General features: G+C 73.4%; 12 protein-coding genes. 8 read left to right on the top strand and 4 right to left on the bottom strand.

What is annotated here, in order from left to right:
* The first annotated feature begins 140 nt into the window (after positions 1-140).
* From ACZ6SA_RS23290 to ACZ6SA_RS23270, 5 genes are read left to right on the top strand one after another with little or no spacing between them, the layout of a single operon-like run.
* Positions 141-1688 carry an acyl-CoA synthetase gene (locus ACZ6SA_RS23290; RefSeq protein ID WP_465830281.1) on the top strand — a complete coding sequence of 516 codons (1548 nt, stop codon included), beginning with the start codon at positions 141-143 and terminating at the stop codon, positions 1686-1688.
* Positions 1678-2577, top strand: a complete 900-nt coding sequence (locus ACZ6SA_RS23285) for a Zn-ribbon domain-containing OB-fold protein (protein ID WP_465830279.1) — start codon at positions 1678-1680, stop codon at positions 2575-2577. Before ACZ6SA_RS23290 ends, ACZ6SA_RS23285 begins: the two co-directional genes overlap by 11 nt.
* A complete protein-coding gene (locus tag ACZ6SA_RS23280; RefSeq protein ID WP_347643365.1) occupies positions 2574-3593 on the top strand; it encodes a lipid-transfer protein in 1020 nt (339 codons plus the stop codon). Before ACZ6SA_RS23285 ends, ACZ6SA_RS23280 begins: the two co-directional genes overlap by 4 nt.
* Complete coding sequence (locus tag ACZ6SA_RS23275; protein ID WP_465830276.1) at positions 3593-4741, top strand: thiolase domain-containing protein; 1149 nt, start codon at positions 3593-3595, stop codon at positions 4739-4741. The genes ACZ6SA_RS23280 and ACZ6SA_RS23275 overlap by 1 nt, the downstream gene beginning before the upstream one ends.
* A 45-nt stretch (positions 4742-4786) precedes the next feature.
* Positions 4787-6388, top strand: a complete 1602-nt coding sequence (locus tag ACZ6SA_RS23270) for an acyl-CoA synthetase (protein WP_465830274.1) — start codon at positions 4787-4789, stop codon at positions 6386-6388.
* Positions 6389-6468: 80 nt separating this feature from the next.
* Here the strand turns inward: ACZ6SA_RS23270 and ACZ6SA_RS23265 are convergent, their stop codons facing one another.
* From ACZ6SA_RS23265 to ACZ6SA_RS23255, 3 genes are all read right to left on the bottom strand, one after another.
* Positions 6469-12678, bottom strand: coding sequence for a hypothetical protein (locus ACZ6SA_RS23265; RefSeq protein ID WP_465830272.1), 6210 nt, complete (start codon positions 12676-12678; stop codon positions 6469-6471).
* A 91-nt stretch (positions 12679-12769) separates the two neighbouring features.
* Entirely contained in the window at positions 12770-13396 is a 627-nt protein-coding gene (locus ACZ6SA_RS23260) for a LysE family translocator (protein WP_347643369.1), read from the bottom strand.
* Between the two features lie 21 nt (positions 13397-13417).
* Positions 13418-14290, bottom strand: coding sequence for a LysR family transcriptional regulator (locus ACZ6SA_RS23255; protein ID WP_347643370.1), 873 nt, complete (start codon positions 14288-14290; stop codon positions 13418-13420).
* 100 nt (positions 14291-14390) lie between these two features.
* Between ACZ6SA_RS23255 and ACZ6SA_RS23250 the strand changes: the two genes are divergently transcribed.
* The 3 genes from ACZ6SA_RS23250 (at position 14391) to ACZ6SA_RS23240 (ending at position 15902) form a co-directional block, all read left to right on the top strand.
* Positions 14391-14915 carry a cysteine dioxygenase family protein gene (locus ACZ6SA_RS23250; RefSeq protein ID WP_347643371.1) on the top strand — a complete coding sequence of 175 codons (525 nt, stop codon included), beginning with the start codon at positions 14391-14393 and terminating at the stop codon, positions 14913-14915.
* Between the two features lie 153 nt (positions 14916-15068).
* Positions 15069-15656 (top strand): helix-turn-helix domain-containing protein, encoded by a 588-nt coding sequence (locus ACZ6SA_RS23245; protein ID WP_347643372.1) that lies wholly within the window; start codon positions 15069-15071, stop codon positions 15654-15656.
* 63 nt (positions 15657-15719) lie between these two features.
* Entirely contained in the window at positions 15720-15902 is a 183-nt protein-coding gene (locus tag ACZ6SA_RS23240) for a hypothetical protein (RefSeq protein WP_347643373.1), read from the top strand.
* Between the two features lie 339 nt (positions 15903-16241).
* On the opposite strand, the gene ACZ6SA_RS23235 is transcribed toward ACZ6SA_RS23240, so the two are convergent.
* Entirely contained in the window at positions 16242-17126 is an 885-nt protein-coding gene (locus ACZ6SA_RS23235) for a DegT/DnrJ/EryC1/StrS family aminotransferase (protein WP_465830269.1), read from the bottom strand.
* Positions 17127-17290: the final 164 nt, after the last annotated feature.

Raw genomic sequence — 17290 nt, 5'->3', positions numbered from 1 at the left:
CTGTCTGGCCCCGTGATGTGAGGGAGCGCCGTCGCCTGGAGGAGCGGCGGGAGCGTAGCGACCAGAGCGGGGGAAGGTGGCGGCATCAAAGGCGACCGAACCCGCCTCCACGGAGTGGAGGCCATGAACAGGGGGAGTAGATGGGCACGCTCGGCTTCTGGAGGCTCGCGCAGGCCGACCCCGAGTGGATCGCCGCCGTCGACCCCGACGGTACGGAGCACCGCGCCGGCGACCTGCTGGCCCGCTCGAACCGGCTCGTGCACGGCCTGCGCGGTCTCGGGCTGGAGCCCGGCGACGGCGTCTGCGGGCTGGTTCCGAACGGCGCCGACGGGCTCGTCCTCTACCTGGCCGCGTTGCAGGCCGGGTGGTACTACACCCCCGTCAACTGGCATCTGACCGGCCCTGAGATCGCGTACATCGTCTCCGACAGCGAGGCGAAGGCGTTCTTCGTGCACCCGCGCTTCCTCCAGGAGGGCGCGAGGGGCGCAGAGGCCGTCGAGCCGGGGCGCCGGTTCGTCCTGGGCGGCCAGGCCGCCGGCTTCCGCCCGGCCCGCGAGCTGACCGACGGGCAGCCCGGCACCGCGCCCGATGACCGCACCGCCGGCGCCACCATGCACTACACCTCGGGCACCACCGGCAAGCCCAAGGGCGTCAGGCGCCACCTGAGCGGGATGGATCCGGACGACTCGGCCGAGCTGATGACGGGTCTGCTCGGGCTGTTCGGCATCACGCCGGGCCGCCCCAACGCCCACCTGGTGACCTCGCCGAGCTACCACACGGCAGTGACCCAGTTCGGCGGGAGCGCCCTGCACATGGGCCACACGCTCGTCTACATGGACCGGTGGGACGCCGAGGAGATGTTGCGGTTGTGCGAGCGGCACCGCGTCACCAGCTCCCACATGGTCCCGACCCACTTCAAGCGGCTCCTCGCGCTGCCCGAGGAGACCAGGCACGCGTACGACCTGTCCTCGCTGCGGTGGATGATCCACGCCGCCGCTCCCTGCCCGGTCCCGGTGAAGTGGGCGATGTTCGAGTGGTGGGGCGACTGCGTGTACGAGTACTACGCGGCCACCGAGGGCGGCGGCACCCTGGCCACGCCCGAGGGCTGGAAGGAGCACCCGGGCACGGTGGGCTCGGCCTGGCCGATCAGCGAGCTGCTCGTCGTGGACGACCAGGGCGAGCCGGTGCCGGCTGGCACCCCCGGGACGATCTACATGAAGATGATGGGCGTCCCGTTCGAGTACAAGGGCGATCCCGCCAAGACCGCAGCCAACCGGCTCAAGGACTACTTCACCGTAGGGGACATCGGATACCTGGACGAGGAGGGCTTCCTCTACCTCTGCGACCGCAAGGCCGACATGATCATTTCGGGCGGCGCCAACATCTACCCGGCCGAGATCGAGAACGAGCTCATGGTCCACCCGAAGGTGGCGGACGTGGCCGTGTTCGGCATCCCGGACGAGGAGTGGGGCGAGCAGATCAAGGCCGTGGTCGAGCCCGCGCCCGGCATCGAGCCGGGGCCGGAGCTGGCCGCCGAGCTGCTCGCGTCGCTGGAGGGCCGCCTGGCCAGGATGAAGTGGCCCAGGAGCGTCGACTTCATCGCGGAGATGCCCCGCGAGCCCAACGGCAAGCTGCTCAAACGCAAGCTACGCGCCCCGTACTGGGAGGGACACGACCGTGCCATCTGATCCGCTGGTAGCCCGGCACGTTCTGGAGTTCCCGGGCGGTTACTCGCGCACCACGGGCCCGGTGATCGGCCGGTTCCTCAGCGAATTACGCGGTCGCCGCATCGTCGGGGTGCGCACGAAAGAGGGCAAGGTGCTCGTGCCGCCCCTCGAGTACGACCCCGCGACCGGCGAACCGGTCACCGGCGAGTTCGTCGAGGTCGGCCCGGCGGGGACGGTGACGACGTGGGCGTACGTGCCCGAGCCCGGTGCGGGCCACCCGCTCGACCGGCCCTTCGCCTGGGCGCTGATCAGGCTCGACGGCGCGGACACCGCGCTCGTGCACGCCGTGGACGCGGGTGATCCTGGACGGCTGCGGGCGGGCCTGCGGGTGTGGCCGGTCTGGAAAGACCGCCCCACCGGCCAGATTACCGACATTTCGTGTTTCGTCCCTGAGGTCACCGACATCGTGGCCAACGTCCGCACCGAGTACCGCCTCCAGGCGGGCGGCGCCCTCCGCGTCTTCCTGGAGGGCATCGAACGCGGCGTCTTCCTCGGCGGCCGCTGCGCCACCTGCGCCAAGGTGTACGTGCCGTACCGGCTGACCTGCCCAGAATGCGGAGACGCCATCCCGGAGACGCTCGAACTCCCCGACACCGGGACGATCACCACGTTCGCCATCAACAACCTGCCCGACCCGCGGGCCCCCGAGGTGCCGTTCGTGTCGGCGTACATCCTGCTCGACGGCAGCGACATCCCCATGATCGCCCTGATCGGGGACATACCAGCACACGACGTACGCCAGGGCATGCGCGTCAAGGCCGTCTGGGTCCCCGAGCACGAACGGACGGCGTCCATGGCGAACATCCGCTGGTTCGCCCCCACCGGCGAGCCCGACGTGGAGCGGCCATGAGAGACGTAGCGATCGTCGCGTTCGCCCAGACGCGGCACACGGGCCACGACACCGGCCTGACCGAGCCCGAGCTCATCGGCCCCGTGATCGGCGAGGTCAAGGAGCGCACCGGGCTCAAGCGGTTCGGCTTCACCTGCTCCGGCAGCTGCGACTACCTGGCGGGCGCCCCCTTCTCGTTCGTGTCGGCCCTCGACGCGCTCGCCGCCTGGCCGCCCATCTCCGAGAGCCACGTCGAGATGGACGCCGCCTGGGCCCTGTACGAGGCATGGGTGCGCCTCCAGCACGGCGACGTCGACTCGGCCCTGGTCTACGGCTTCGGCAAGTCGTCGCTGGGCGACCTGCGCACGATCATGACCCTCCAGCTCGACCCGTACTACCTGGCGCCGCTCGGGCTCGACCAGCTCTCCTACGCCGCGCTCCAGGCGAACGCGGCCGGCGCCGACCGGGCCGAGCTGGACGAGATCGTCAGGCGCAGCCGGGCCGACGGGCGGCGCAACCCGTACGCGCTCGACCTGCCGGACCCCGAAGGCGAGGACGTCGCCGTCCGGCCGCTGAAGACGACGGACGTGCCGCCCATCACCGACGGCGCCGCCGCCGTCGTGCTCGCGGCGGGCGACCTGGCGAGCCGGCTGTGCCCCCGGCCCGCCTACATCCGGGGCATCGCCCACCGCACGGAGCCCCACTACCTGGGCATGCGCGACCTGGCGCGCTCGGCCTCCGCCGCCGACGCCGCACGCGCCGCGGGGGTCGGCAAGGGCCCCGTCGAGGTGGCGGAGCTGCACGCCCAGTTCCCGCACGAGGAGATCATCCTGCGGGAGGCGCTCGGCCTGCGCGACGAGACGGAGATCAACCCGTCCGGCGGCCCGCTGGCGGCCAACCCCGTCATGGCCACGGGCCTCATCCGCGTGGGCGAGGCCGCGCGGCGCATCCACGACGGCGCGGCCCGCCGCACCGTCGGGCACGCCACGAGCGGCCCCTGCCTGCAGCAGAACCTCGTCACCGTGTTGGAGGCGTAGTGGGAAACCGTTGTGCTGTCGTCGGCATCGGGCAGACGCGCTACCGCAGCAGGCGCACGGACGTCTCGATCGCCGGGCTCGTGCGCGAGGCGGCGCTGCGGGCGCTGGAGGACGCCGGGCTGACGTTCAGGGACATCGACGCCGTCGTCATCGGCAAGGCGCCCGACCTGTTCGAGGGCGTGATGATGCCCGAGTCGTACCTGGCGGACGCGCTCGGCGCGGCGGGCAAGCCGATGATGCGGGTGCACACCGCGGGCAGCGTCGGCGGCTCGACGGCCCTCGTCGGCGCCTCGCTCATCCAGGGCGGGGTGCACGAGCGGGTGCTGGTCGTGGCGTTCGAGAAACAGTCGGAGTCGAACGCCACCTGGGCGCTGTCCACACACCTGCCGTTCAGCGCGTCCCTGGTGGTGGGCGCGGGCGGCTACTTCGCGCCGCACATCCGCGAGTACATGCGCACGTCGGGCGCCCCCGGCCACATCGGCACGCTCGTCGCGGTCAAGGACCGGCTGAACGCGCTGAAGAACCCGTACGCCCACCTGAGGATCCCCGGCATCGACCGGGCCATGGTCGAGTCCACGCCCATGCTCTGGGAACCCATCCGCTACCTGGAGACCTGCCCGTCCAGCGACGGCGCCTGCGCCATGGTGCTGTCGTCCGAGTCCGCGGCCACCGGCACCCCCGCCTGGGTGCACGGCACGGCCATGCGCTCGGAGCCGATCTTCCGCGCCGGGCGTGACACGGTCAGCCCGCAGGCGGGCAAGGACTGCGCGGCCGACGTCTACCGCCAGGCCGGCATCTCCGACCCGCGCCGCGACATCGACGTCGCCGAGGTGTACGTGCCGTTCTCCTGGTACGAGCCGATGTGGCTGGAGAACCTGGGGTTCGCCGCGGAAGGAGAGGGATGGAAGATCACCGAGTCGGGCGCCACGGCACTCGACGGTGACATCCCGTGGAACGCCTCGGGCGGCGTGCTGTCCAGCAACCCGATCGGGGCGTCCGGGCTGATCAGGTTCGCCGAGGCCGCGCTGCAGGTGCGCGGGACGGCGGGCGAGCACCAGGTGGACGGCGCCCGCACGGCGCTCGGCCACGCCTACGGCGGAGGATCCCAGTTCTTCGCGATGTGGATCGTCGGACGCGACAGACCGTGACCTGCGAGGCAGGCCCCCACACCCCGGACCATGGGAAGGACTTCGATGGAGTTCAACCACGCTGACCTGTTCGAAGGGCTCGCGGACACGATCGGGGACAGGACGGCCGCCGTCTGCGGTCAGGACCGGCGCACCTACGCCGAACTCGACGCCGAGGCCAACCGGCTCGCCCACTACCTGGCGGACCTGGGCGTCCAGCCGGGCCAGCACGTCGGGATCCAGCTCTACAACGGCATCCCGTACGTCGCGGGCCTGCTGGCCACGCTGAAGATCAGGGCCGTGCCGATCAACGTCAACTACCGCTACGTCGAGGCCGAACTGCTCTACCTGTACCGCGACTCCGACATCAGGGCGCTGATCTACGACGTGGAGTTCGACCCGAGGGTGAGCGCGGTGGCCGGTGCGGCGCCGCTGCTCGAGCACCTGGTCGCGGTCGGCGGGCCGTCGTCGATCGGCTCCGCGGTGCCGTACGCGACGGCTCTCGAACGCGGCAAGCCGGAACGCGGCTTCCCGCCGCGCTCCGGCCAGGACGTCTACATCATCTACACCGGCGGCACCACCGGACTGCCCAAGGGCGCGATGTGGCACGTCGAGGACCTGTTCATGGGCTTCGGCGGCGGCAACCCGTACGGCGAGCCGCGCGCCACCCCTCAGGAGGTCGTCGACGAGGCGGTCAAGGCCAACCCGATGGTGATGATGGCCGCGCCGCCGCTCATGCACGGGGCCGCGCAGATGGCCACGTTCATCGCCTGGTGGATGGGCTCGGCCATGGTGTACGTGCGCAAGTTCGACGCCCCGGAGGTGTGGCGGACGATCGAGCGGGAACGCGTGTTCACCCTGAACATCACCGGCGACGCCATGGCCAGGCCGCTGGCGGACGCGCTGGAGGGCGGCGGCTACGACGTCTCCTCGCTCCTCGTGGTCAGCTCGACCGGGGCCATCCTGTCCGGCGCCGTACGCGACCGGCTGCAGGAGCTGCTCCCGAACGTCATGATCCTCGACAACCTCGGCTCCACCGAGTCCGGCTACACGGCCTCGGGCGTGGCCGGCTCCTCGCCGGAGAAGGGCCTGCGCTACCAGCCCAACTCCGTGGTCAAGCTGGCCGTGCTCGACGAACGGCTCAGACCCGTCGAGCCCGGCTCCGGGCAGATGGGGACGGTGGCCAGGTCGGGCCGGGTGGCGTTCGGCTACTACAACGACCCCGCCAAGACGGTCCGCACGTTCGTCACCGACGAGGAGGGCACCCGCTGGCTGCTCACCGGCGACCTCGCGTCCGTCGAGACCGACGGCACGGTGAACGTGTTCGGCCGGGGCTCGCAGTGCATCAACACCGGCGGGGAGAAGGTGTTCCCCGAAGAGGTCGAGGCGGTGCTCAAGGGGCATCAGGCGGTGTTCGACGCGGTGGTGACCGGCGTGCCGGACGAACGCTGGGGGAGCAGGGTGGCGGCCGTGGTCGAGCCTCGGGAGGGCGTCGAGGTCACCGAGGAGGAGCTGGACGCGCACTGCAGGACGTCACTGTCGGGGTACAAGGTGCCCCGTTCGTACGCGTTCGTGGCGGAGATGATGCGCTCGCCGGCAGGCAAGGCCGACTACCGCTGGGCACGAGAGATCGCGGAGGGCGGCTCGCCCGAAGCCCCGCGCGGGTGAGAGCGGCGCGGTTGCGGCCGTCACCGGCGATCACGAATTCCACGCGCGGGTGGTGCTGGGGCTCCGGCTCGCACCCGCGATCACGGAGCCTGCGTGCGGGCGAGGCGGCGTAACTCGTCCTGGATCGCCGTCGCCTCGTCGTTCCGCCCGGCCCGCTCCATGAGCCGCAGCCGGCCGTGCAGCACGTCACGCAGTAACTCGGCCGGCCCCTCGCCGCGCCCGTCTGCCAGCAGGTCGCGCAGCAGCCCCGCGGAGACCCGCAGCGCGGCGTCGGCGGCGTCGTCCCTGGCCAGTTCCTCCTGGCAGAGGCCGAGCTTGGCGTGCGCCACGGCTCTGAACAGCGTGTCCCGGGTGACCTGCGTGGCCCGGTGGAAGACGAGCCCGGCCTCCAGCGCCCGGCCCGCCTCCATGAGGGCGTCGCCCAGCATGAGCATCCCCCTGGACAGCAGACCCAGCAGCATGGGGTGGCCGGGCCCGTGGCGTTCGAGCGCCGCGACCGCCTCCCGCAGCGGCTGGATCGCGTCGGCGGCCATGCCCCGCATCCTCAGCGCGGAGGCCAGCGTCAGGCAGGCGCCCGCACGGCCCGTGTGCAGAGCCTGCGCTTCCATGCCCGCGGCCAGCAGCTCGTCGTAGATCGCGATCGCCTCCCGCGCTCTCGTCTCCGCCTCCGTCCCGCCGTCCAGCCCCAGCAGGGGCAGCAGCTCAGAGCTCTGCGCCAGCGAGTCGGCGAGGATCGCCCGGTGGGTGAGGTCGTCCGGCGACCGCCTGGCCAGCGGGATGAGCTGCTCCACGAGCGTGTTGGCCTCGGTGAGCTCGCCGAGCACCAGGTGGCACCTGGCCAGCCGCTGGACGGCCAGCGCGTGCTTGACGGTGCCGGGGGCGTACCCGGCCGCGGCAGTCCTGGCGTACCCGGCGGCCTCCTCGGCCCGCCCCGACGCCAGCAGGTCGTCGGCGATCGTCGCGGCGGTATCGGCGGTGGCCGCGTCGTCGGACAGCTGCACGAACAGTTCCAGCGCCGCCACCAGGTGAGCCAGCGCCTCCTGCCCCCTCCCGAACGCCCGCAGCACCTGCCCGCGCACCCGGACGGCCTCGGCCCGCACGTGCGGCAGCTCCTGTCCCGACGCCGCGGCCCGGTCCAGCTCCGCCAGCGACCAGGTGATCGCCTCCAGCGCGGCCTGCGGACGGTCGAGCACGGACAGGCCGGCGCCGAGCCGGGCGTAGGTGACGGCGGCGAGGGCCGGGTCGTCCAGCTCGTCGCAGAGATCGGCGGCGCGCTCGCAGTGGGCCAGGGCCTCGACGGCCCGGTCCTCTTCGAGCAGCCGGACGGCATAACGGTTGAGCACGTCGACCAGGGCGCCGCCGGGCCGGCGGCGCGTGCCGGCCGTCGTGTCGCCCGGTTGTCCGCCGGGCCGGTCAGGCGTGCCGGCCGGTCGTTCGGTGAGGAGGTCGATGGCCTGCTCCATGACGGCGAGGTCGGCGTGGCCGATCCTGGCCAGGGCGGCCAGCGCGAGGCCCAGCTCCGTACGGTGCGCGCCTGACGCGGCGGCGAGGTTCCGGTGGACACGTATGGCCAGCTCGGCGGTCAGTTCCGTGGCCCGTTCCGGGGGCACGCGGGTGGTCCCGTCGTCTCCCGCCCGCGCTGCCGTGTCCCGGAACCTCGCGAGGCAGCGCCCGTACTTCGCGTGCAGTTCGGTGCCGGTGCCGCTCAGCGGCACCTCCCGCTCAAGAGCGTCGGTGAACGCCGTCAGCGCCGGCCCCAGGTCCGATACGTCGCCGGCGAAACCGGCCAGGGACTCGACCAGGGCCTCCAGCACGTCCACCCCCGGCAACGGCCGCATGCCGAGAATCCGCGCCCACAGAGCCACCCCGGCGGCGGGCCCCTCCTCAGCCACGCGCAGCCCGGCCAGCCTGATCAGCGCCAGCACGTGCACGTCGACGAGATCCGGCGGGACACGACCGTGCTCCGCCAGCGACGCCGTCCCCTCCTCCAGCTTCGCCCTGGCCTCGCCACTCCGGCCGAGCTCGGCCAGGCACAACCCGCCCAGCTCCAGGCAGGTGGCGACCAGCAGCCCATCGCCGGACGCCGTGCCCGTGACGTCGAGGGCCCGGGTGACCGACTGGAGCGCGCCCTCGGGGTTCCGCCGGGCGAAGCGGATGCCGCCCTGGAGCCGCAGCGCGCCGGCGTGCGCCAGGGGATCATGGAGTCCGTCCGCCACGAGCCCTTCGTACAGCCCCGCCAGCCGGTCGGCGGCGGCCTCCGCGTCCGGCGGGCAACCGGCACGGGACAGCGCGACGGTCTCCAGGATGGCAAGCTCCGCCAGCTCCGTACGGAAGGCGGCGCTCGTACCGGTCTGCGGCTCGTAGGACTCGATCGCGGTGCGCAGGTGCGGAACGGCCTCCTCGTGGCGGCCGAGCCCGGCGAGCGAGCGCCCGAGCGCCGCCGCGACCATGCCCACGGCGATCGCGTGGGGCCGATCCGGTACGGGATACCGCTGCAACAGTTCGGCCGCCTGCGTCGCGAGCGCGAGGCCGTCCCCGGCCCGCCCGGCGTCCGCCCAGGCGCGGGCGAGCGTCGCCTGCGCGGCCAGGTAGGCGTGGATCTCCTCCAGCCCCGGTACGCCCGCGCTCTCGAAGGACTGCCTGCACTCCGCCAGCCGCTGTTCCGCGCCGGACACGGCCTGCCCGGGATCGCGGGCGACCATCGCCAGCAGCCAGGGCCGTTCGACGTGGCGAACGTCCGGCGCCGTGCGCATCCGCTCCAGCCTCGCCCGCACCGCCGCCGCTTGCCGGGCGTGGCCGCCGGCCAGGTCGTACAGCTCGGCGGCGGCCTCCAGCTGCGCCGCGCCGTCGGCGGTCCTGCCCAGCTCGTCCAGGCAGAGGCCGAGCAGCCGCCGGGCGTTCGCCCGCGTCGCGGTGTGCCGCTCCGCCGCCACGCACGTGACCTCCCGCAACGGGCCGAGCGCCGCCTCGGGCCGGTCGTCCGCCAGCAGCAACTCGCCCAGCACCAGCAGTTGCCCGGCGAGGCGGGTGCGATGCCCGCCCGGGTCGAGCGCGACCAGGGCACGCAGATTCCGTACGGCCTCCGCGGCGGAACGTGCGGCGGCGTCCAGGTCATCCAGCCGCGTGTGGAGCCTGGCCAGCATGCACGCGGTCTCCGCCAGCATGGACCGCGGCTCCGGCCCCTCGGCGGCCAGGCCGCGCAGCCGTACGGCGGCCGCGCCCGCGGGGACGAGGGCGTCGGCCGGCTTGTCCCGAGCTTCGAGCCACGCGGCGAGGAGGTGGAGGCGGCGGGCCACGTCCCTGCTCGTCGGGGTCACGTGCTCGACGGCGGCGGTGGCGGCCCTGGCCAGGCACGCGGCCAGCTCGGGCACCGCCGCGGGATCCGGCCCGTCGAACCGCATCAGCGGCGCGGGCGCGGCGACGGCGTCCGTCGTCGGGAAACCCGTTCCCCCGACCGGAACGCCGAGCGGCCGCACACCGCCCGTCGCCGCCGCTCCCGGCACGGACGGCACCACCCCGCCGGCCCCGGCCCCACCCGTCCAGACAACCCCCGCGCCAGGCCCGGCCGTAGCGGCCCGGGTCGTTCCGGGTCCGGCATCCTCCGCTTCCACACCCTCCGCCTGGGATCGGCTGGTCGTGGTGCCGCCAGGCCCGGTTGCCCCGGTTCCCGCCTCGCCAAGAGGGGAACCGGACCGCCCCAGGCGCGGAGCGGGGACGCTCGGCGGTGCCGGGGGTTGCGAGGTCGTGCCGGGGTGACGTGCGGCGGGCACGGACAGGAGGGCAGCCAGGTGCCCCGCGAACTCGCCGTCCCCGCCCGCCGCCTCGTACGCCCGGACCGCCTCACCCAGCCGCCCGGTCTCCAGCAGCGCGCACGCGAGGTTGTGGTGTGCCCGCGCGGACGCATCCGCATACCGGGGGTCGTCCCCGGCCAGCTTCCGGAACCTGGCCGCCGCCTCCTGAGCGGGCTTGAGCGCGCTCCCGGCCTCGCCCGCAAGCAACAGGCAGGCCCCCAGGTCGAACAGCGCTTCCGCGCGTCCGGCACCCTCCTCGTACGGGGGAGCGGCCGCGTGGATCTCCACGGCCTCGGCCGCCGCGGCGACCGCCTCGCCCACTCGCCCCGCGGCCGCCAGCCGGCCCGACACCGTGGACAGCGCCTCCGCCAGGGCGAGCCGCTCGCCTCGTGCCCGGTGACGGTGCACGGCCAGTTCGCCGAGCGTCACGTCGAGGGCCCGCAGGCCGAGCCGGTCGCGCCCGGCCCGTACCGGTAACGCGGCCATGGCCTCCGGTTCGGCGGGAAACAGCCCGAGTACGGCGTCGACCAGGTCGCCGAGCCGCGTCCCCGGACGGGTCACGGCCTCCTCGACCAGGTTGCCGGCCCTGGCCGTGACGAGCGTCCGCAGCGCCGACCTGACCCGCTCCCCACCCGCGGACACCCGCAGGACGTCCAGCATCCGTACGAGATGCCGGGTCGTCCGGCCGTCGAGGTCGTGCACGGCGAGCACGAGCGATTCGAGGTCCTCGGTGCCGGACAGGAGCTGTTCGGCCACGAGGTCAGGGCCCAGGGGAACGAGCCGCGGGACGAGCCGTTCGCCGCCGGGGAGGATCCGGCGGAGCCAGGCCACCACGTCGTGGACGGGGCCGTCGAGCCCGGGCCCGCTGGACGCGGCGTCGCGCAGTCCCGGCACGGCCGCGAGCAGGCCGGGCAGTTCGGCGGGCGTGGGCGCGGTGAGCGTGACCACCGCCACGGCCTGGCGCGCGGTCGCCGCGTCCACCGCCGTAGCCTGGCGCGCCGTCACGTCGTCCATCCGCTGGTGGCCGGCGGGCCGGGCCGGTGCCCACTCGTGCAGTTCGCGCGCGACGAACCGCTCCAGGAGCCCGCCGCGCGCGTGCTCGCCCTCGTCACGCAGCCGCATCAGGGCGGCCAGGTGGACGTGGAGCGGCAGGCCGTACTCGGGATCGTCGAGATGGGGCGGTGCGGGCAGCGCGGCCCGGCTGGGGGCGAACGCCTTCATGGCGGCGCGGGCGTGCTCCGTCCGCTCGGGCAGGGTGAGCGGGCGGGTGTTGAGCTGGATCGTCGTGGTGTTGAGCCGCCGCAGCCAGCCGCCCGCCGCCGTGTCCAGGCGCCGCCACCACCCGGGCTCGCCCGGCTCGCGGGCCACGAGCAGGAGCCGTACGCGGGGGTTGCGGCCATGCTTGGCCAGCCGCCGGATCAGCTCGCCCACCAGGGGAACGGACGGTTCGGGATGCTCGACGACGAGCAACGTCGGCCGGACGGCATCCAGCGCGGCACCGGCCCGTCCGCCCACCGCCGCGCAGCCGGCGGCCGCGTCCGGTTCGGGGTCCAGGTCGCAGAGCGCGTCGAGGGGGAGCAGGCCGGCGTCCCAGCCGGACCCCGCCAGCTCCGCGCACAGCTCGCCCGCCAGGCGCGACTTGCCGGTTCCCGCGCGGCCGGTCAGCACCGCGATCGACAGCGGGGCCGGTTCGGCGGCCCAGGCGCGCAGCCGCGCCAGTTCCTCCTCCCGCCCCAGGAAGGGCACGACGGCGTGACGGGCCTGCAGCAGCGTCCAGCCGGGGCCGTCCGGCGGCGGGTCGTCACGGGCGGGCGACAGCAGGTCGGCGAGTGGCACGGAGGGTTCGTCGCCGGTCACGGTCTCGAGCCGGCCGGGCGGCACGCCGGCCAGCTCACGGAAACGCGCGTCGCTCAGCAGCGCGGTCACCGGTACGGCGTCCAGCCGCGGTGCGGTACCTGAGGCGATCACGCCGATGAGCTGGCCGGCCGGTTCGGCGAGCAGGGCGGCGCCCGGCAGGCCGCCCCAGAGCGAGCCCGGCACCGCGTGGCTCGCGGGATTCCCCACGGAGACCGTCAGCGCCTTCGACGCCGCGTCGGCCGGGGCGTCCACCACGCCGGCCAGCGTCTCGGCGTCGCGGAACCCGGCCCGCTGCCCCGCCCGCGGAAACCCTCTGGCCAGGCACCGTACGCCGGGTGCGGCGGCCCTGGCCCAGCGCACGTGTTCGGTGCCGGGCAGTTCGGCCCACGGGGAGCCGGGCACCCGCAGCAGCACCGCGCTGGCCGCGCCGCGTCCACGCCACACCTGCTCTGCCGCGATCCACCGGGCCGACCAGGGCGCGCGCACCTGGCACGGCGTGCCGGGCCCGACCACCTGGCCGGAGGCCAGTACCAGGTCGGCGCCGATCACGTATCCGGATCCGGTCACGCCGACGAGGTCGTCGTGACCGGAGTAGACCTCGACGACCCGTTCGAGCGCGAGGCGGTGTGGTGGCGTGTCCATGGGTCCGCCCATTAGGTACGTCGCGACGTGTCGTCCCCCTCGAGCCTGTGATCTCAACTATCGCACTATGGCTGGGAAATTTCCGCCCTTGTCATGCCTTCGCGGATGTGAGCCACGCGGCCAGACCCAGATAGACCACGCCGCTCCCCAGCTCGAGCCGCCGGCGCGCCCTGGCGGACCCGCGGATCCGGCCGGCCAGCGCGGAGGAGAGCATCGCGTACGTGCCGTCCGACGCCACACCGAGCACCAGCCAGATCGCGCCGAGCAGCAGGATCTGCGGTCCGATCGGCCCGGCCCGCTGATCGGCGAACTGCGGCAGGAACGCCACGAAGAAGACGGCCGTCTTCGGGTTGAGCACGTTGACCACGAACCCCTCCCAGAACAGCCGCCGCTTCGACTGCACGTGCAGCTCGACGGTGTCCGCGCCGTCCTCGCCGCGCATCAGCTTGCGCACGCCGAGCCAGAGGAGGTAGGCCACGCCCACGTATTTGACCACGGTGAACGCCGTGGCCGAGGCCGCCAGCAGGGCGCTGATGCCCAGCGCCGCCGCGCCGATGTGGACCAGCGAGCCCGCGTGCACGCCGAGCACGGAGATGACGCCCGCGGCGCGGCCCTGCGCGACGCTGCGGGTGACGATGTAGACGACCGCAGGCCCGGGCACGAGCAGCAGCCCGAGGACGGCCACGCAGAAGACGGCGAGCGTCGCGATGTCTGGCATGCGGCCATCGTAGGAACGGCGTCAAAGGCTTTCTCGCAGCGCCTTCACGAGTGCTTCCGTGGCCGGTGGGTGGGGTGGTTCGCCGTAGACGGCGGCGTACACGTGCCGGGTCGAGCCGGGCACCTCGGTCACGTGCACGCCGGGGTGGCGGTGGGCGGTGAGCGCCAGCCCGGGCAGCAGGGTCAGGCCCAGCCCGGCCGCCACGAGGGCCTGCACGGCCACGATGTCGTCGCTGGTGAACGAGATGCGCGGCGTGAATCCCGCCTTGTCGCAGATGTCCAGCAGGTGGCTGCGGCACCGGTCGCAGCCCGCGATCCAGGGTGAGCCGGCATGCTCGGCCAGCCCGCTCTCCAGCCCGCCGGCCGGGGCGCTGGACACCAGGTAGCTGAGTTCGTCGAAGAGGTGGATCATGTGGAGGCCGTTGTCCTCCGGCGCGGTGTCGTCGTACCGGAACATCACCGCCACGTCGGCCCGGCCCGCCCGCAGCAGCCTGAGCGCCTCCGGCGGCTCGGTCTCCATGAGCTCCAGGCGCAGCCCGGGGTGGGCGGCGGCGAGCAGGCCGGCCGCCTTCGGGATGAACGTGCCGAGCGCGGAGGGGAAGGCGGCCAGCCGCACGCGGCCGGTGCGCAGCCCGACGTGGGCGGCCAGTTCCTCGGACGTGGCGTCGAGGCGGCCGATGATGTCGGCGGCGCGTTCGGCGAGCAGCCGGCCGGCGTCCGTGAGCCGGATGCCGCGCCCGGCGCGCTGGATGAGCTTGGCTCCCGTCTCCGCCTCCAGCCTGGCCAGGTGGTGGCTGACCGAGGGCTGGGAGTAGTGGAGTTCCCTGGCGGCAGCGGTGAGCGACCCCGTACGGGCGACCGCGACCAGGACGTGGAGCCGGGTGACGTCGAGCATCTATCAATGGTATCTATCGATAGGCCAGAAGACTTCTGTTGGACCTATCGATGCAAGTGGGACACGGTGGAAGGGAAGGCGATTTTCCAGGGAGTACCTCATGCGCACCGTCACCGCCGTCCGTCCGGGGCTGGATCTGCTCGTGTCCGGCATCTCCGCGATCGTGGCGCGCGAGATAGAGCCCCGCGACACCGCGCACGCCGTCGCCGATCTGCTCCGCGACGGCCTCCCCGGGCTCGACATCCTCACGCCGGAGGAGCGCGCGGGCTCACCCGACGGGTACGTCTCGCACGTGCTGCACGCCCAGGAGCGCTTCTCGGTGGTGGCGGTCGTGTGGCGGCCCGGCCAGTTCACGATGATCCACGACCATGTGGCGTGGTGCACGTTCGGCATCCTCAGCGGCATCGAGTACGAAACCCTCTACCGCGACATGGGTCACCATCTGGTGGAGATCGGGCGCGCGGCCAACCGCCCCGGCGAGGTCAGCGGGTTCGCGCCGCCCGGTGACATCCACATGGTGCGCAACACCAGCGACGAGGTCGGGGTGTCGCTCCACGTGTACGGCGCCGACGTGAGCCGGCTCGGCAGCAGCGTGCGCCGCGTCTACGACCTGCCCGTGAGGTAGCGACCTCCACCGGCCGTCCGGCGCCTCCCAGCGCCGGGCGGCCTTTGCGCGCGCTCCCGTCGCTTAGGAGCCGGCTGTCCTCGCGCCCAGATAGGAAGCGAAACTTGTGCAACTTGTATTGCGCAAATTTCCTTTCGCTTCTATGGTGGAATCATGGTCGCCGAGAAGAACCATCGCGTCAAGGACATCGACACGCTCAAGGCGCTGGGCCACCCGCTGCGCATCAAGCTCTACCGCGCGCTCTTCATGGCGGGCACGGCGACCGCGTCCCAGCTGGCCGACAAGGTCGACGAGGCCGTGTCCCTGGTCAGCTACCACCTGCGCAAGCTGTCCGCGCACGGCATCATCGAGGAGGCCGAGCCGGGCAGCGGCGACGGCAGGGAGCGGTGGTGGCGGCCGGTCTCCACCACCGTCAGCACCAGGGACGAGGACTGGCGCGACGCCCCCGAACGGGCCGCCGTCCACACCGCCGTCTCCCGCGTGTACGCCCGCCAGCGAAACGAGATGTACGAGGAATACCTCGACAGCAAGCACGCGTGGAGCGACGACTGGCGCGGCGCGTCGTTCAGCTCCGAGTTCCTGTTCACGCTCACGGCCGAGGAACTGCAGGAGCTCGGCCGCGAGCTCGGCGAGCTGGTCGCGAAGTGGCGCGAACGCGGCACGGCGGCCCGCGAGGCGGGCGACACGCAGGGCCGCGAAAATGTCGCCCTGCACGTCAACGCTTTCCCGTTCCGCGTCTGAAGCGACCCGCTCCCCGCCCAGAAACGATCCACTCCGTGCCTGAAACGACCCCTGGGAGGGCCGATGAACACCGACCTGTTCCTGTACGTCGAGCGCGTCCGCGCCCTTGAACTGCGCGCCGAGGCTGAGCGCAGCCGCCTGGCCGAGACACCCGTCCATGCCGCCCGCCGCTGGGAGACCCGCCTGGGCTGGGCACTGATCGAGATGGGCCTGCGGCTCGTCCACCGCCGCCCCGCCCACTCCTGACCGGCCACGGTCCACGGAGTCAGGGCAGGTCACCGGCGTTGTCGACGATGCAGGCGCCGAGCACCGACATCCCACGGCTTCGCCGTCGTCAACGACCTCGACGCCCATATAGCGGTGGTCGCCGGAGTCGAGAACGTGGACGGCCCTGCCGTGAGAGCCCGGCGACGATGTCGTCCGCAGGCTCCAGTCCGAGGCGGCGGATGACGTAGCGCCTGAGCTCGGGGGCGTGGCGGGCGAACAGCGTGGCGAACCGCTCTGAGTCGTGCCGGGTTATGGCGCCCGCCGCAGTGTCATGGGCCGCCTCTGTGGCCCCGGGCCCCGGCGAAGTGGGCGCCCGCCTCAGGCCAGGACGTCGTGGAGCGCCGGCGCCGGGTGGACGCCGAGCTCGGTGAGCAGCGCTTCGACGCGCTCGGCGTCCAGGGGGTCGACGGGCAGGACGTGTCGGGTCCACCAGCGGGCGTGGGCCTGGGCGGGGCCCGGCCGCACCAGGGCGAGATAGTCGCTCAGCGGCGGGTCGTAGATGAAGCCGGGCACCACGCCGCGCCGTTCGAGGGCCCGCACCACCTCGTCCCGCTGCCGGACGAGCAGCGGCACGCGGAGCAGGGGCAGGGCCAGCGTGGCACGCAGCTCGGGCTCGCGCGCGGCCACGCGGTGCCCCTCCCAGCGGGGCCCCCAGGGTGCCAGGCCGGTCGCCTTCATCGCCTGCCACGCGGTGCCGGTGAGCCCGGCCCGGGCGACGGCTTCGCGGGCCATCGGCCGCAGCAGGTCACGCAGGTGGCCGTGCCAGGTCCCCGGCCGCAGCAGCGTGTCCAGCGTGCCCGCCGCCCCGGCGAGCCGGGCGGTGTCGGCGCTGGTCAGGAAGCCGCCCGACATGGCGCGGCCGTGCTTGGCCAGGCTCAGCACCCCGACGTCGCCGAAGGTGCCCAGCGGGCGCCCCGCCACCTGCACGCCCAGCGCGTGGGCGGCGTCGTCGACGAGCACGAGGCCTCGTTCCCTGCAGGCGGCCTCCAGCTCGACGATCCGGTCGGGCTGGCCGTACAGGTGGGTGGTGACGACGCAGGCAAGCCCCCGGTAGTCGACCCTGGCCGGGTCGATGTTGCCGTCGCGGATGCTGACCGGGGCCATCACCGGCTCCAGCCCGGCGGCCAGGGCGGTGAACAGCACGGTCTCGCAGTTGGTCGGCGCGATCAGGACCCGGTCGCCCGGCCGCGTCCAGTGGCGCAACGCCGACGACGCAGCCGGCGCCAGGGGCCGATCAGGTGGCGCACCACCGGACGCCGGTCGGCGACGGTCACGTCTGATCAACCTAGGGAGCGGAGCGCCGGGTGGTCCATGGCCGGGAGTCGCGGGCCCGTTGACTCTGCGTCCACCCGAGGCGGCTCCGTGCC

This window comes from Nonomuraea sp. NPDC049378 (genome assembly GCF_055586745.1).
This window is presented reverse-complemented; position numbering and strand designations above follow the sequence as displayed.

Bases quoted from the DNA above. Each gene is read 5' to 3' on its own strand.
- ACZ6SA_RS23290 (WP_465830281.1), top strand. From the start codon at position 141: ATGGGCACGCTCGGCTTCTGGAGGCTCGCGCAGGCCGACCCCGAGTGG.
- ACZ6SA_RS23280 (WP_347643365.1), top strand. From the start codon at position 2,574: ATGAGAGACGTAGCGATCGTCGCGTTCGCCCAGACGCGGCACACGGGC.
- ACZ6SA_RS23270 (WP_465830274.1), top strand. From the start codon at position 4,787: ATGGAGTTCAACCACGCTGACCTGTTCGAAGGGCTCGCGGACACGATC.
- ACZ6SA_RS23265 (WP_465830272.1), bottom strand. From the start codon at position 12,678: ATGGACACGCCACCACACCGCCTCGCGCTCGAACGGGTCGTCGAGGTC.
- ACZ6SA_RS23260 (WP_347643369.1), bottom strand. From the start codon at position 13,396: ATGCCAGACATCGCGACGCTCGCCGTCTTCTGCGTGGCCGTCCTCGGG.
- ACZ6SA_RS23255 (WP_347643370.1), bottom strand. From the start codon at position 14,290: ATGCTCGACGTCACCCGGCTCCACGTCCTGGTCGCGGTCGCCCGTACG.
- ACZ6SA_RS23250 (WP_347643371.1), top strand. From the start codon at position 14,391: ATGCGCACCGTCACCGCCGTCCGTCCGGGGCTGGATCTGCTCGTGTCC.
- ACZ6SA_RS23245 (WP_347643372.1), top strand. From the start codon at position 15,069: ATGGTCGCCGAGAAGAACCATCGCGTCAAGGACATCGACACGCTCAAG.
- ACZ6SA_RS23240 (WP_347643373.1), top strand. From the start codon at position 15,720: ATGAACACCGACCTGTTCCTGTACGTCGAGCGCGTCCGCGCCCTTGAA.